Below are 15,485 nucleotides of genomic sequence, written 5' to 3' on the forward strand. Positions count from 1 at the left end.
CGTAAGTAACTAGAAGCTATCCAAATTATAGAAACAGAAGGCCACTGCTCGCTGACCTAGATCAATGTCTTATCCTCTGATAAGTCTATACTTTTTCTGGTTAGGCAAGTTTAGGCGAGGCTTCTGCACCATGCTCGAATTTGTTTAACAATTCTCTCGATCGGACTGAATAAGTCCATTAGCCGAGGCTGTGTGTGGCCTCGGCTTTTTTCGTTTGCAGTGCAACAAAATCCAAGACATCTGGGTATAAGCTTAAAAACGTTTGTTCCCCCTGCTGAATAACGTCTGGCAAATCATCAACAAAAGCTTGTAAATATTGACCATGTCGCCAACGGCGCATGATGGACAATATGGCTTTTTCTACACCCTCATGGGTACCTAGATTAGGTAGCCAATTATACTTTTCTAACGATTTAATCATGCCTTTTAAACGTTCTGGACTACGATCAACATCCACTAATAAACCGGCCACTGCCTGATCGCAAAAAACAGGCAAGGATACCCGACTAAAATCCTGCCAGTACTGTATTAACCAATAGTCCATCACAATGTCTTGCACTATCCCTGAAAAGCGCCGACGACCTTTCCTCGGAAAAGCACGGAAGGCTAAACTGGCAGCATGATTATCCACCATTACATCAACCTGTTGGTGTAAACGCCAGCCTTCAAGCAAGTCCACATCTAACATCTTACTATCAACCGGAAAGTCACCAAGCAAATTCCCTACCCAAGAAGTCTGAGTAAGAGAAGCAATATGAAGGTGCGCAAAATAGTTCATAACTACCTATAAAGCTAAAGCAAACGCGTATGGTGATAAAACAGAATATTCCCCCTAACGATTAAAAGCATTAGCTCGCTGTCTTTTTGTTGATTTTTTTGCAAAAATGCTCAGTCAACTATATGGTCAAGATTTATGTAGAATGGATGCTTGCTCACCATAAATACTAGAAAAACATACGCTCAACACCGTCATACATGCAATTAGTATAAGAGGCATCCAATAATGAAAATAAAGGCCATTCTATTCGTTTTTCTGGCCCTAACACTCTGGAACCCAGCAACAGGCACCACACTTAAAATGGCCTTTGATGCGGATCCCGTTTCATTAGACCCTCACGAGCAACTTTCAGAAGGCACTCTACAGTTCTCACATCTAGCCTTTGACCCTTTATTGCGCTGGAAACAAGATGGTCATTTCGAGCCACGCCTTGCAACCCATTGGCAACAAATAGACTCATTAACCATGCGTTTCTTTTTACGCAACGATGTCAAATTTCATACCGGCAACGCACTCACCGCAGAAGACGTTGTTTATACGATTAGGAGATTAAAAAACTCACCGGACTTTCGAGCCATGTTTGATGCCATAAAGTCGGTCTCCATTATCGATAGCACCACCATAGATGTGCATTCCACTTACCCTAACCCCTTACTACTCAACATCATGACCTATGTCTTTCCAATGGATGAAGCGTTTTACCAAGGTAATGATCAAATCATCAAATACGGCGATACCTTTGCTTCTCGTAACGTATCAGGAACAGGCCCTTTTATCGTCACAACAAGAGAGCTAGGTTCTCAAATGGTATTAGACCGTAACCCCAATTATTGGGATAAAAAATCAAAGGGCAATGTTGATAAAGTCGTCATCACCCCCATACGTTCCGATTCAACAAGACTAGCTGCTCTGCTTTCAGGCGACGTAGACTTTATTTTCCCCATTTCGCCTATCGACATAGCCCAAGCTAAAAAAGCCCAAGGAATACAAGTTGTCACATTAGCAAGCGGCCGTATTTTATTGCTGCATATGAACCAAAAGCGCCGCAAGGAACTACAAGATATCAGAGTGCGAAAAGCCATTAACCTTGCGATCAATCAAAAGCTTATCGTGGAAAAAATCCTCAAAGGCTACGCCACGCCCGCGGAACAACTCAGCCCTGATAACTTCCTAGGCCATATTAGCGATTTAAAGCCTGAGTATGATTTAGCCAAAGCCTTACAACTAATGAAAGACGCAGGATACGAAAAAGGCTTTCGCATCAGCATGATGGCACCAAACAACCGTTATATGAATGACGAAAAAGTCGCCCAAGCCATCGCGGCTATGTTGGCCAAAATACATATCAAAGTAGAACTGAAAACCTTACCTAAAGCTCAATACTTCAAAGAATTTGATGATCGCAGTGCCGATATTATGATGCTAGGTTGGCAGTCAGACACCGAAGACTCCAATAACTTATTTGAATTTATTATTGCTTGTCCGAACCCTAAAACAGGGCTAGGTGCTTACAACGCAAGCGAATACTGCAACCCCAGTATTGACAGTGACATTCATCAGGCTAATCGCGAAATGAATCCGGAAAAACGCATTCGCCTGATGCAACAGATTGAGCGAACCTTACATAATGATGCGCCTATTGTGCCCCTTTTTTGGCAATCACTAACTTGGGCAGCCAAAGATAAGGTTCATATTAAGGATATAGTTAACGCGCAAAACTACCCTTATTTGGGGGATATTGTCATTGCAAACTAATCAGGCTAAACAATCTATTGTCCTTAAAAAGACAAAAAACACCGAGGACAAGACCGACTAATGCTGGTTTTTTTATTACGCCGCTTGATGCAGGCCTGCTTTGTAATGATCATCATCAGTGTGATCAGCTTTGCCATTCAAGGCAAACTCGGCGACCCTGTACAGCAAATGGTTGGCATGTCTGCCTCCCCTGCTGAACGCGCACAGCTCAGAGAAGAGCTTGGCTTAAATGATAGTTTTATCAGCCAATATTGGCGCTTTGCAAAAAATGTCGTGCATGGCGATTTAGGTATGTCTTACTACTATAAAGAACCCGCCCTCGACGTCATTCTAAAAAAATTACCTGCCACGTTAGAACTGGCCTTTTGCGCCATTATACTTGTTATCCTAGTCGCAACCCCCTGCGGTGTGATTGCTGCTATCAGGCCGAGACATCTCTTTTCACGCTTCCTTATGATACTCAGTTCCATCGGTCTCTCTGTGCCAGTTTTCATTGTCGCCATTTTTTTGGTCTATCTGTTTTCTGTCAAATTAAACATGGCTCCCAGCTTTGGCCGAGGACAAACAACGGAAGTATTAGGCCTATGGAACAGCGGCCTGTTCAACAAGGACGGCCTTAGTCACCTCATTCTTCCTAGCTTAACGCTCACCATTGCTTTAATGCCGGTTTTTGTGCGCTTAATTCGAGCGGAAATGATGGAAGTACTGCAATCTGAATACATTCGCTTTGCTTGGTCCAAAGGCTTATCTGCACCACGTATCTACTTTCTTCACGCCCTAAAAAACACCATGCTGCCAATTATTACCGTTGGGGGTATTCAGGCGGGAACCCTCATTGCTTACACCATACTCACAGAAACGATATTTCAGTGGCCGGGCATGGGCTTCTTATTTATGGATGCGGTGAGTCGAGTTGATACACCACTTATCTCAGCCTACCTGATTGTTGTAGGTGGTCTATTTGTTATTACCAATACTCTCGTTGACCTAATCTATGGCTTGGTTAACCCTACAGTACGCTTAGCGAGCCATGGCCTATGAGACACCTTAAAAAAGATCTTATCCATCCTACCTCAGTGAGTCGCTGGAGCCACATCTGGTCCGGTTTCATCGGTGACAAACTGGCTGTCCTGTCGCTGGTTATTTTTGTCTTTTACTGCTTATTTGCTTTGATGGCACCGCTAGTAGCGCCCTTTGACATCAATGACCCAGCCTTTATGGATCTAATGAACGCAGAAATCGCCCCCAGTTGGATTAGCAACGACAGTCGCTTCCTACTAGGCACCGATGCCCAAGGCCGCGACCTACTTTCTGTCATCCTTTACGGCACTCGACTCTCCCTTACGATTGGCGTCTGTGCTGTGCTCATACAAGCCACACTGGGGATTTGCATTGGACTGGTCGCTGGCTACTCAGGTGGGCGAGTGGACAACTTTTTAATGCGCTGTGCAGACATCCAATTGTCTTTTTCCACCATGATGGTGGCTATCGTCTTTTTGGCTATCTTCCAATCTTTATTTGGCATTGCCATGTATCAGCAACTGGCGATGATCATACTCATTTTGGTCATAGGCCTAACCGAATGGCCACTGTTTGCTCGCACCATTCGAGCCTCTGTCTTAGCAGAAAAGCAGAAAGAGTACGTGGATGCTGCTCGCGTGATGGGTATTAGCTCAAAACGCATCATGTTTCGCCATATCTTGCCCAATACCCTGTCTCCCGTATTGGTTATCTTTACCGTGCAAATTGCCAATGCCATCGTCGCCGAAGCCGCACTTTCCTTTTTAGGCCTTGGCATGCCGGCGACGGAGCCCTCTTTAGGCTCCCTTATTTCCGCTGGCTTTAGCTATATGTTTGCTGGCTCTTGGTGGATCTGTGTCATTCCTAGCCTTACCTTAATTGTATTGATTTTGGTAATGAACTTACTCGGCGATTGGTTACGAGATCACCTCAATCCAAGGGTTTACAAAGACTAATGAATTTACTTAGTGTCAGTAACCTAAACGTCAGCTTCCGCTTAAAACACCAAGATCTAGCGGCACTCATTGACATCAGCTTTACCCTCAATCGCGGAGAACGCATCGCCATTGTTGGGGAGTCTGGGGCCGGTAAATCCGTATTAGGTTTCTCCATTGTTAACCTAATCGGCAAACCCGGCCATATTGAATCTGGCTCCATCAAACTAGAAAACAAAGAACTCACCACAATGAACTTGCGCCAGTTGCAAGAAGTACGTGGCAAGCGCATTGCAATGATTTTTCAAGACCCAATGATGACCCTAAACCCAGTCATTACCATTGGCGACCAACTGGTTGAAACCATTCGCAGTCATACCAAAATTTCCTATAAAGACGCGCGTAATATCGCCATAGAAAAACTCCATCACGTACAAATATCGTCCGCCGAAAAACGTTTTTACCAATACCCCCATGAACTTTCTGGCGGCATGCGCCAACGGGTCATTATTGCCTCGGTGCTGTTACTCAACCCAGACATTATTATTGCGGACGAACCCACAACCGCATTGGACGTCACCATCCAAGCCGAAATACTCCAGCTGCTACTGACTATTTGCCGTGACAACGGCGTGGCTCTGGTACTGATAAGTCATGACCTTGGTGTGGTCTCCAAAGTAGCGGAGCGCACTCTCGTTATGTATGCAGGACGCGTTGTTGAAGAAGGCCCGACCCTAGAAATCATTAACGACCCCCAGCACCCCTACACTCAGGGATTGTTAAATGCGTTACCGCAAATGACGTTACCGGGGCAACGTCTTAACCAAATTAAAGGCAACATGCCTTCCTTAGCGGAACGCCCAACAGGTTGCGCTTTTCATCCGCGCTGCCCCTACGCCACACCAAGGTGTAAACAAGAACAACCCGGTTTTATTCACAGTGGCGAATCCAGTGTCGCCTGTTTTATGGTAGAAGATATGCTCAGTGAGTTTGCTGATCAGTCTGATCAGGAGGTGAACGAATGACCACGCCTCTCATCCAAATCAGCGGTCTAGAAAAAGCCTTTAGCACTGATGAAAGCTGGCTAAACCAATGGCGTCTGCAGCAAGGAAAAATCAAAAGACGCAAGGACAATGTGCATGCCTTAAACGGCGTCAACCTCACTATCAATCAAGGGGAAACCTTATGCGTAGTAGGAGAAACTGGTTGCGGTAAATCCACTCTTGCCCGTGTTATCATGGGCTTAACGCCCCCTAGCGCAGGTGAAATATATTACCTTGATCAAAGAATTGACCAACTTAATGATAAAGAACGCATGTTCTTTAGACGCCGTATGCAAATGGTTTTCCAAAACCCTTACGCCTCTTTAAACCCAAGAATGACGGTGTACCAAACACTCAGTGAGCCCATTGCTTTCCATAACCCGCAATTGTCACGCTATGAAATAGACGAACAGATTGAAGTACTTTTAGAATCCGTGGGTATTTCAGCAACCAGTTCAGACCATTACCCCCATGAATTCTCTGGTGGTCAACGTCAAAGAATCAGCCTAGCTCGTGCTCTATCCGTTGAACCAGACTTTATCGTTGCCGATGAGCCCTTATCTGCTCTCGACGTCTCTGTGCAAGCTCAAGTACTCAACTTGATGATGGACAAGCAAGAAGAGCGCAATCTCAGCTATCTATTCATTACCCATGACCTTGCCGTAGTCGAACACTTTGCGACCAGAGTGGCTGTGATGTACCTAGGTCGAGTTTGCGAATTGGCTTCTACCACGACGTTATTTGATTACCCCAAACACCCATACACTCAAGCACTGTTATCCGCGATTCCAAGGTTAGATAGCAACACAGCACAACCTATTCGCTTGATCGGTGAAGTGCCAACCCCAATAGAAAAGCCCATCGGCTGTGTTTTCCAAGCACGTTGCCCCTACGCGAACCAACGTTGCTACGAATCCTCGCCAAAAATGATTCTGCAAAGCGATGCCAGCAGCGTTGCCTGCCATGCTGTTGAAGAGGGTCGCTTATGATTTATTCTCTTCTTGTTACCTTGTTACACAAGGGGGCATCATGGAAATAAGATGGCTTGAAGATTTTATTGCGTTGGCAAGAACACGGCATTTTTCCCGTGCCGCTGATGAGCAAAATGTCACCCAACCGACCTTTAGTCGGCGCATAAAATTACTCGAAGAAGAAATGCGCGTCACACTCATTGACCGCAATACCCTGCCTTTGTCGCTGACACCGGCGGGAGAAGTTTTTCTACAAAGTGCTGAGTTAATGACGCGACAACTGAAAGACACCAAGGCACGATGCCAAGAAATACGCAAACAGGAAGAGTCTCAAATCCGTTTCGTCACCACCCAAACGCTCTTTCTCAGTTTTTACAAAGAAGTCATTGAACCATTTTGCCAAAGCATTGAAATGAATATGGACATCAATATGAAGTCCAGTTCTTGGTTGGGGATTGATTTTGTAAACGCTTTGATGGAAAAACAATGCGACATTATGCTGTGTTACTGGCACCCAGCCATTAACTTCATTCGCGCCCTCGATGAAGAACAATACGAGCACATTGTCATTGCGGAAGAAACCTTAATTCCCTGTAGTGCCACCGATGCCTCAGGAGAGGCAAAATACAGCTTACCCGGCATTAAGCGCAAGCCCACGCCCTACATAGGTTACTACGAAAACTCTTTCTTACAGCCAGTGATTCAACATCATCTGCAAAGACAAAGGGAAATTCCACAGCTGCAAACCCTCACCGAAAACTATCACTCAGTGAGCGTCAAAGCCATGGTCAAAGAAGGCTATGGTATTGGCTGGATTCCACAACGCCTGATGCTGGACACACTAAATTATGGCAAAGTAGCCCTAGCAGGAGAAGAAAACTGGCACATTCCGTTAGAAATACGCCTCTATCGATCTCGCTTTAATCAAAACCCCAACCTCACACAATTTTGGGACGCGTTAAAAGCAAAAATGCGCTATCAAGGCTGATTGTAAAACCTGCCCCTAACCGGAAAGGCCACCTAATCGATGCTGTCATCCTGCTCATTTAGCGCGACTATCATGGGGTCACTGCTCATAGAATTGGCCCCTAACGCTTTGCTGAAAAAGTAACCTTGGCCGATATCACAACCAAACTCTTGCAAGTAAATAAGCTGTTCAATATTCGTAATGCCCTCTGCAATCACTTTTAGATTCAAGTCATGACTCAAACCAATGATGGCCTTAGTTAAAATGGCATGGTTTTTATCTTCAATAATATCGCGAATAAATACCTGATCTATTTTGACATAATCAAAAGGTAAATCTTTCAGGTAACTCAAACTGGAATAACCTGTACCAAAATCGTCAATCGCCAGTTTGATACCAAGACGACTTATTTGACGTAACAACTCAGCGCAACCCTCTGCGTCCTTAATCAAAATAGACTCAGTCACTTCGATCTCTAAAAGGCTTGGATCCACTTTATACTGGTCTAACAAAGCCAACAATTTAGATAAAAAATCTGGGCGTCTTAATTGTGCCGCGGAGCAATTAATAGCAATAGGAGGAACCTGCACACCTTGTTCTTGCCATTCCAAAATATGTCGGAAAGCCTGCTCAAATACCCAATCACCGAGAGCTAAAATGATGCCTGTGTGTTCTGCAATCGGCACAAACTCAGCAGGAGAAACCGCACCAAGTTCCTCATCATTCCAACGTAATAACGCCTCCATACCCACACAGCGTTCGCTAAGTAAATCGACCTTAGGCTGAAAATGAAGCTCTAATACATCATTTTGCAAGGCTTGGCGTAACCGAGTTTCTATGCGGACATTACGGGCAAAGCGTTTGCCCATTTCACCATCATAAAAGTGATAAGTCGCACGACCTGCCGTTTTGGCTTCATACACCGCCATATCCGCATTTTTAATCAAGGTCACCGCATCCAAACCGAATTCAGGATACAAGGCAACACCAATCGAGCAACCTATATTGAGAGTACGCTCTTCAACAAAATAACTTTGACTAATCTGTAGAATAATTTCTTTAGCCAGTGAATGAAGCTGACTCTCATCTTGTTCTTCATCCAAAACAACCAAGACCAGAAAAGTATCCCCACCCAAATAACCTATATTGACGTCATCAGGTAGCAATGAAGTTAAGCGCTGGGCGACTTTAGCCAAAAGCTGGTCCCCCGTTTCATGCCCAAACGCATCATTGATGGTTTTAAAATGATCTAAATCTAGAAATAAAGTCGCGAAGCGCTTTTTATCTTTTCGGCAGTCCTCAATTAAAGCGCTCAACACCTGTTGAATTTGATAGCGACTCAACAACCCCGTCAGTTCATCCACTTCAATGCGTTTATTGGCGGAATTCAGTGCCAAAAGATAAGCCTGAGAGAGCTTTCGAACATAATGGGCTAAAAAGAAAGCAAGCAGACCAAAAAATACTAAAGGTCCGAACACTAAGTCCCAACGAATGAAACTCGAAACATCAGAAAAATAACGGGTATCAATACGCCACTCACGATCAGCAAAATTTAGATACTGAGTATTATATGCTCCCTCTTTCCAAACCGATTCATCGGATGCAAACGAAGCCTTAGCCAATATATGAGAATCCGCAAACCAAATAGGGTCTGTCTTCTTAGTGGTCGTATCGGCAATCCGATAAATTAGGCCATTATTAGTAGGCAGTACCACCTGCTTTAATAACCGCTCTACTGTAAAATAAGCGCCAACTATGCCAAAAAAACCCATGTTATCGACGACTTTATAAGAGCGTAACTCAGCCGGTAAATAAACTGGCATTTTTAACATCAGGGTATCTGGATTAGCGATGGAATACTTATCTTGAAAAGGCAAAACGATAGGTTTTGATAATTGTACTGTATGCGACGTACGTGAACGAATAACCGACTCAACATTCTGATAATGCGAAGATAAAATATCAAAACCATAAGGAACCATCTCTGGATAGCTTAGCGTTAACGGCAGATATTCTTCTCTCTCTCCAACGGGAAAAATCGAGAACCCAGCACTCCCCGTTAACACACGTTGCTGTCGCTCGTATTCGTCTTTTTTATCTGCCGGAACATATTGGGCAAAATAAACATTCGCACTTGGCGTGCTCATGAGAGTGCGAGCAAATCGTGAAAAATCGCTGCGAATAATCTCTCTTGGGGCAAACTGAATCAAGGCCGCCATTGCAGACAGTTCAGAAACATAGTCGTTAAAATTTTCTTGCAGCTTTTCTGTAAATTGATATCCAGAAGCCTTTTGGTCTATTAGAACCTGCTTACGTTCCTCTAAATAAACAGCTGCACTAATGATTACTCCGCAGATAAAAACCAGCAAAAAAATCATCAGATGTATTTTTCGACTTTTTGTATGCTTTTCTGAAGAAACCATTTTCTTCCCATCGATCTTTCTAAACAAAAAAATACATCCTTAAATCGCCTTATATGCATATTCTTAGTTACTCTACCTAAAAATACCAACACCGACACGGAATAAATCGTGAAGAAAAGTATTCGTGTCGTTTTTCTGTTATCCTGCGCCCATTATTGACTCTAAATAGACAGGCCTTTTGTGACCCAGTTTCATCACTCCCTAGATACCATCCTGCCAACTAAGCTCACCGCATTACTCGCAGACATGGGATTCACTGCTTTTACCCCGATTCAAGAGCAAAGCTTGCCAGCCATCATTGACGGCAAAGACATACTTGCTCAAGCGCAAACGGGTAGCGGTAAAACCATTGCCTTTGCCATTGGTCTACTACTGAAAATCAACCCTCGTTTCTTTGGTGTACAAGCACTTGTAATGTGCCCAACCCGAGAACTCGCCGATCAGGTGTCCAAAGAAATTCGCAAAGTGGCACGCTTCCAAGACAACATCAAAGTGCTAAGCCTATGTGGCGGTATGCCCTTTGGCCCACAAATTGGTTCCTTGGAACACGGTGCACATATTGTGGTTGGTACTCCAGGCCGATTAATGGAACATCTACGCAAAGGCACGTTACGCCTAAGTGCTCTTAATACTCTAGTACTAGATGAAGCAGACCGCATGCTTGATATGGGTTTTGTTGACAGTATTCGTGAAGTCGTCGAGCTAACACCGGCAAATCGCCAAACACTTTTATTTTCTGCTACCTACGGCGATACCATTGAAGCCTTAAGCGCCGAATTCCAAAATAAGCCAGTCTCCATCAAGGTAGAAGCACAAGAAGACCTTAAACCTAATATTGAGCAATTCTTTATACGCAGTGAAAACAAAGACAAATGCGACACATTATTAGCCACCTTGCAGCATTTTGAACCACGCCAAGCCATCGTCTTCTGCAACACCAAAGCAGAATGTCAAATAGTCGCAGACTGGCTAGATCAGCATAAAGTGGCAGCCCAAGCTATTCACGGTGATCTGGAGCAAAGACAACGTGACCAAGTATTAGTACGCTTTAGTAACCAAAGCAGTTGTGTGCTAGTTGCCACAGACGTTGCGGCTCGTGGTATCGACGTGAAAGAAGTGGATTTGATTGTGAACTATGACACCACCCGCGACACCGATGTTCATACTCACCGTATTGGTCGAACGGGCCGGGCCGGCGCCGCAGGTATTGCCGCTAACCTAGTCACCTCGAAAGACGATTACAAAGTCCGTGATATCGAAACCCGCTTTGCCATACAAGCCAATTTCATCGAACTTGAAGCCGTCGACCCGGATTACCGCCTAGTGCCACAAAAAACCACCATCTCTTTTGATGCCGGCCGTAAAAACAAACTCCGTCCAGGGGACATCCTAGGCGCATTAACCGCAGGCCTTGGATTGGACAAATCTCAAGTGGGCAAAATCGATATCTTTGATTTTCATGCTTATGTTTCCATCGACAACAGCGTCGCAAAAAGCGTTGTCAAAGCCTTTGAAAACAAAAAAATCAAAGGCCGAAATATCCGCGCTCGCATCTTACGCTAATGATTCAACGCTTTTTTACCTTCTGCCAATCACCGACAGCACAAGCTGTCGGTTTCTGCATTGGCGCATTCATTATTAGCCTCTCCACCCTTTCCCCTGCCGAATACCTACCGCCTACACCGGGCTCAGATAAACTGCACCACGTCCTTGGCTTTGGTGGCTGGGCGCTCATGTGTGCTTTCGGCCCAACCCGCCGCTTTCTCTATATGGCAGCATTCATCGTCTTTTGGGGTGGCATGATTGAGCTTATTCAGCCCTATGTGAATCGCTATGGTGAATGGCTAGATTTTTATGCAGATACTTTTGGTGTCGTTTTGGTACTGTTCGGCAAAGGGCTTTTTGACCACTTTAACAAATCTAAGCACAAGGCTAGATGAAAGCACAGAAAAGACCTGCTAAAGTGTAACCGATCGGTCAGAACAGTGTTTGAAAAAACCTTTACGAAAGACACCTAAGAGAGAATCCATGAGCCACTTAAAAGCCTGGCGTGCCGCCATTGTTCATTGCATCGCAGACCCAAAAGACGTGGGCATCGAAGCCGCTTATGATTATTTTGAAGACGGTTTACTGGTCGTCGACAATGACAAAATTCACGCCCTAGGTGACGCCACAACACTACTCGCTAACTTGCCCAATGACTTGCAAATTGAACACCATCCAGACGCGATCATCACTCCGGGCTTTATCGATACCCATATTCATTACCCACAAACCGACATGATTGGTTCCTACGGGGAACAGCTGCTCACTTGGCTAAATACCTACACCTTTCCAGAAGAAAGCAAATTCAGCGACAAAGCCCACGCCAGAAACGTCGCGGACCGTTTTTTAAAAGAACTATTACGCAATGGCACCACTACCGCTTTAGTATTTGGTACAGTGCATAAAGTCTCGGTCGAGGCTTTTTTTGAAGCCAGTGAAGTGCATAACTTAAGAATGATTTGCGGCAAGGTGATGATGGACCGCAACGCCCCAGATTACCTCACCGACACCCCAGAAAGCAGCTACCAAGAAAGCAAACAACTGATAGACACTTGGCATAACAAAGGTCGCTTACACTATGCGATTACACCGCGTTTTGCTCCAACCAGCTCAGATGAGCAGCTGCAATTAGCAGGTAAATTATTAAGCGAATATCAAGACGTTTATCTTCATACCCACTTATCAGAGAACCAAGACGAATGCGCTTGGGTACAAGAGCTGTTTCCCAAAAGCACTCACTATTTAGATGTTTACGACCAACACAAACTACTCAGCGAACGCTCTGTATTTGCCCACGGCATCCACCTTTGTGATGACGAATACCATAGACTCCACGAAACCGGCTCAGCCATATCCTTTTGCCCAACCTCTAACCTCTTCATCGGCAGCGGCTTATTCAAACTCAGCAAAGCAGAAGAGCATAAGGTCAATGTAGGGATGGGGACAGACGTCGGCGGCGGCACCAGCTTCTCTATGCTGCAAACCATGAACGAAGCCTACAAGGTCATCCAACTGCAAAATGAAAACCTAAGTCCAATAAAATCCCTTTACTTGTCTACCCTAGGTGGTGCTAAAGCCCTTCGCTTAGAAGATAAAATCGGCAATCTAGCCGTCGGTAGTGAAGCGGATTTCATCATCCTAGACAAAAAAGCCACCCCCTTATTAAATTCGCGCTTGGCACTGTCTAAAAACATTGAAGAAAGCCTGTTTGTCTTCATGACCATAGGAGACGACAGAGCCATACAAGCGACCTATTCTGCAGGGCTGTGTGTTCATCGCCGTGACTAGGCTCGCTTCCAAATAACAAAAAGCGGCTAATGCCTAAGCCGCTTTTGATTCCTATTTCTGTTAGTATCTGTTTTCAAATCTACTGTAAATACAACCTTAAAAAGAGTCTTCCGTGGAAAAAACACTCGTTTTAGCACTCGGCATCATCGCCATTCTATTTATTACTGCGGCATTGAGCATTGCCCTAATGCTCATCAAAAAGCATAACCAGCTAAAAGCAAAGCCCAAAAAACACCAAAAGCCTTAAGGATAAATCCTCACTATTCCACTTTTTCCTTCCATGTCACCCACAATCCATACCTTTTCAAAACCATGGGGCTGTGGAATATTAATCAAGTGCTCCAACACTTTAATATCTTCCTTACTCCATGCTGGATGAGCATTACGAATAACTAGCCACACTCGCACTGAGTCATATTTTTTCGTCGCTTTAATCTCCAGAATGCGATTTAAGGATTGCAGTAAGCGAGTGTCAGCAGGTTCGTCTTTTAAGGCATGTAAAGTGGCTCGTGTTTTATCTGAGAGGTCGCGCCCAAGAATCGCCATGGCCTCTTCTTCTGAACCATAAAGGTGAGCAATCTCTAAATCCAAACGCTCCCCCTCTAACATGCAAGATACATCAGGACGAATCGGATTGTTGTGCCAAATATGACGAATAGGCTTACCCGTATTGCGTTCATAGCAGCGCATGAAAAGTTTAGCAGCCTGATGCTCAAGCTCTATTTTTTCCCTATCACTGTCATGCATGATGCCCCCAATACAACCTAAATTTAATACGGATTTAACCCTTATCATCAACTAGAGAAAGTGATAAGTACCAAGTCAAACCACTTACCTTTACACTTCCTCATTTCATGCACACAACAATAAACTATGCGTCATAAAGCCTAAGTATAATTCGACCTTATAGCATTGCTTTTGCTTCTCAACATTTTATTAGGATAAAGTTAATAATGGAAAACGCCCACAACAACACTTCCGCATCAGGCATGGCTGCAAAAGAATTTACTCTTTTGGTGGCACTGCTTATGTCCATTGCCGCAATATCCATTGATGCCTTGCTGCCAGCTCTGGGCATTATTGGCCAAGAACTTGGCGCAACAACGGCCAATCAACCACAGCTACTTATTAGCATGTTGTTCTTAGGCATGGCCCTTGGACAGCTAATTTGCGGGCCGTTATCGGATGCTCTTGGTCGTCGACCAATTTTATTTGGGGGCCTTGCCCTGTACACCCTAGGCACAATCGTTTGCTACCAAGCCACCAGCCTAGAAACCTTAATGCTCGGTCGCTTTATCCAAGGGCTCGGTGTTGCAGGCCCTTATATTTCTGCGATCTCTCTGGTTCGCGACCTGTACCATGGTGCTCAAATGGCACGCATCATGTCTTTGGTGATGACGGTATTTGTCCTCGTGCCTGCCATTGCGCCCTCTCTTGGACAAGGCATCATGTTTATAACAGATGACTGGCGTGGCATTTTTGAAATGTACCTTGCCTATGGCGCTCTCATCTTTATTTGGATTGTCCTCAGATTAAAAGAAACCCTACCCAAAACAAATCGCATCGCGTTTTCTACACAAGGTTTCTATGAAGGTTTTAAAGAGGTGCTCACGAACCGCATCACCGCCAGCTATACGGTATGCATGGGCTTGTTCATTGGTAGCTTTATTGGCTACTTAAATTCTTCGCAACAGATTTTTCAGGTGCAATTTGAAACGGGCAACATGTTCTCTGTTTACTTTGGCTTACTGGCTTTAGTACTCGGCGTCTCATCCCTATTAAACGCACGTTTTGTCGGTAAATATGGCGCAAAATTCATCGCCTTTCGTGCCATCGTCAGCGTGGTATTTGCGTCGGCTATTTTCCTTGCCCTACATGCCTTTATCAGCATTAGCTTATGGATGTTCCTAATTTACGCGGCAATCTTGTTCTTCGCTTTTGGCTTGTTATTTGGCAATGTCAACTCACTGGCAATGGAACCAATGGGACACGTAGCGGGTATTGCTTCCGCCGTCATTGGCTCAGTATCTTCCATTATGTCTATGGTTATCGGCACCGTCATTGGCCAACTGTACAACAACACGCTCATCCCAGTTTCAGCGGGCTTTATGATCATGGGGGCACTTGCCTTATGCCTCATCTATTGGGCAGAAAAAGGTCGCATTGAAGAAATTAGCGAAATAGAAAACGTAACGGCTTAGTGTTAAAGGGGTCAGATCCTGAGGGATCCCCACGAATTTAATATAAATAACAATTAGTT

The 15,485-nt window shown here is 44.6% G+C and carries 14 protein-coding genes; 11 read left to right on the plus strand and 3 right to left on the minus strand.

Translation table 11 applies throughout. The features are described 5' to 3' along the window. Positions 1-178 precede the first annotated feature (178 nt). Positions 179-778 (minus strand): acyl carrier protein phosphodiesterase, encoded by a 600-nt coding sequence (locus I8J31_RS14430; RefSeq protein WP_199469284.1) that lies wholly within the window; start codon positions 776-778, stop codon positions 179-181. Positions 779-1,003: 225 nt separating this feature from the next. Between I8J31_RS14430 and I8J31_RS14435 the strand changes: the two genes are divergently transcribed. Genes I8J31_RS14435 through I8J31_RS14460 form a run of 6 tightly spaced genes read left to right on the plus strand, consistent with a single transcriptional unit; the run spans position 1,004 to position 7,490 of the window. Next, positions 1,004-2,533 (plus strand): ABC transporter substrate-binding protein, encoded by a 1,530-nt coding sequence (locus I8J31_RS14435; RefSeq protein WP_199469285.1) that lies wholly within the window; start codon positions 1,004-1,006, stop codon positions 2,531-2,533. A gap of 60 nt (positions 2,534-2,593) precedes the next feature. After that, a complete protein-coding gene (locus I8J31_RS14440) occupies positions 2,594-3,574 on the plus strand; it encodes an ABC transporter permease (protein ID WP_199469286.1) in 981 nt (326 codons plus the stop codon). After that, complete coding sequence (locus I8J31_RS14445; RefSeq protein WP_199469287.1) at positions 3,571-4,509, plus strand: ABC transporter permease; 939 nt, start codon at positions 3,571-3,573, stop codon at positions 4,507-4,509. The genes I8J31_RS14440 and I8J31_RS14445 overlap by 4 nt, the downstream gene beginning before the upstream one ends. Continuing rightward, positions 4,509-5,513 carry an ABC transporter ATP-binding protein gene (locus I8J31_RS14450; protein WP_199469288.1) on the plus strand — a complete coding sequence of 335 codons (1,005 nt, stop codon included), beginning with the start codon at positions 4,509-4,511 and terminating at the stop codon, positions 5,511-5,513. The genes I8J31_RS14445 and I8J31_RS14450 overlap by 1 nt, the downstream gene beginning before the upstream one ends. After that, positions 5,510-6,520, plus strand: coding sequence for an ABC transporter ATP-binding protein (locus I8J31_RS14455; RefSeq protein ID WP_199469289.1), 1,011 nt, complete (start codon positions 5,510-5,512; stop codon positions 6,518-6,520). The genes I8J31_RS14450 and I8J31_RS14455 overlap by 4 nt, the downstream gene beginning before the upstream one ends. A gap of 40 nt (positions 6,521-6,560) precedes the next feature. Next, entirely contained in the window at positions 6,561-7,490 is a 930-nt protein-coding gene (locus I8J31_RS14460) for a LysR family transcriptional regulator (RefSeq protein ID WP_199469290.1), read from the plus strand. 32 nt (positions 7,491-7,522) lie between these two features. On the opposite strand, the gene I8J31_RS14465 is transcribed toward I8J31_RS14460, so the two are convergent. Next, the gene (locus I8J31_RS14465; RefSeq protein ID WP_199469291.1) at positions 7,523-9,892 is read right to left on the minus strand and encodes a bifunctional diguanylate cyclase/phosphodiesterase; all 2,370 of its coding nucleotides are present in this window, start codon (positions 9,890-9,892) and stop codon (positions 7,523-7,525) included. A gap of 180 nt (positions 9,893-10,072) precedes the next feature. Between I8J31_RS14465 and dbpA the strand changes: the two genes are divergently transcribed. The 4 genes from dbpA to I8J31_RS21040 all read left to right on the plus strand — a co-directional run bounded on the left by dbpA (position 10,073) and on the right by I8J31_RS21040 (position 13,472). After that, entirely contained in the window at positions 10,073-11,455 is a 1,383-nt protein-coding gene (gene dbpA / locus I8J31_RS14470; RefSeq protein ID WP_199469292.1) for an ATP-dependent RNA helicase DbpA, read from the plus strand. Beyond that, positions 11,455-11,832: a VanZ family protein gene (locus I8J31_RS14475; protein ID WP_199469293.1), complete on the plus strand. Its 378-nt coding sequence runs from the start codon at positions 11,455-11,457 to the stop codon at positions 11,830-11,832. The genes dbpA and I8J31_RS14475 overlap by 1 nt, the downstream gene beginning before the upstream one ends. An 88-nt stretch (positions 11,833-11,920) precedes the next feature. Next, positions 11,921-13,225, plus strand: coding sequence for a guanine deaminase (gene guaD / locus I8J31_RS14480; RefSeq protein WP_199469294.1), 1,305 nt, complete (start codon positions 11,921-11,923; stop codon positions 13,223-13,225). A 112-nt stretch (positions 13,226-13,337) separates the two neighbouring features. Beyond that, a complete protein-coding gene (locus I8J31_RS21040) occupies positions 13,338-13,472 on the plus strand; it encodes a hypothetical protein (RefSeq protein WP_267905895.1) in 135 nt (44 codons plus the stop codon). Here the strand turns inward: I8J31_RS21040 and I8J31_RS14485 are convergent. Then, the gene (locus I8J31_RS14485; RefSeq protein ID WP_199469295.1) at positions 13,469-13,972 is read right to left on the minus strand and encodes a hypothetical protein; all 504 of its coding nucleotides are present in this window, start codon (positions 13,970-13,972) and stop codon (positions 13,469-13,471) included. The genes I8J31_RS21040 and I8J31_RS14485 overlap by 4 nt on opposite strands. Positions 13,973-14,178: 206 nt before the next feature. On the opposite strand from I8J31_RS14485, the gene I8J31_RS14490 reads away from it, so the two are divergent. After that, a complete protein-coding gene (locus I8J31_RS14490; protein WP_199469296.1) occupies positions 14,179-15,426 on the plus strand; it encodes a multidrug effflux MFS transporter in 1,248 nt (415 codons plus the stop codon). The last annotated feature ends 59 nt before the right edge of the window (positions 15,427-15,485 follow it).

Origin of the sequence: Marinomonas transparens (genome assembly GCF_016463975.1) — a bacterium.
GTDB classification, from domain to species: domain Bacteria; phylum Pseudomonadota; class Gammaproteobacteria; order Pseudomonadales; family Marinomonadaceae; genus Marinomonas; species Marinomonas transparens.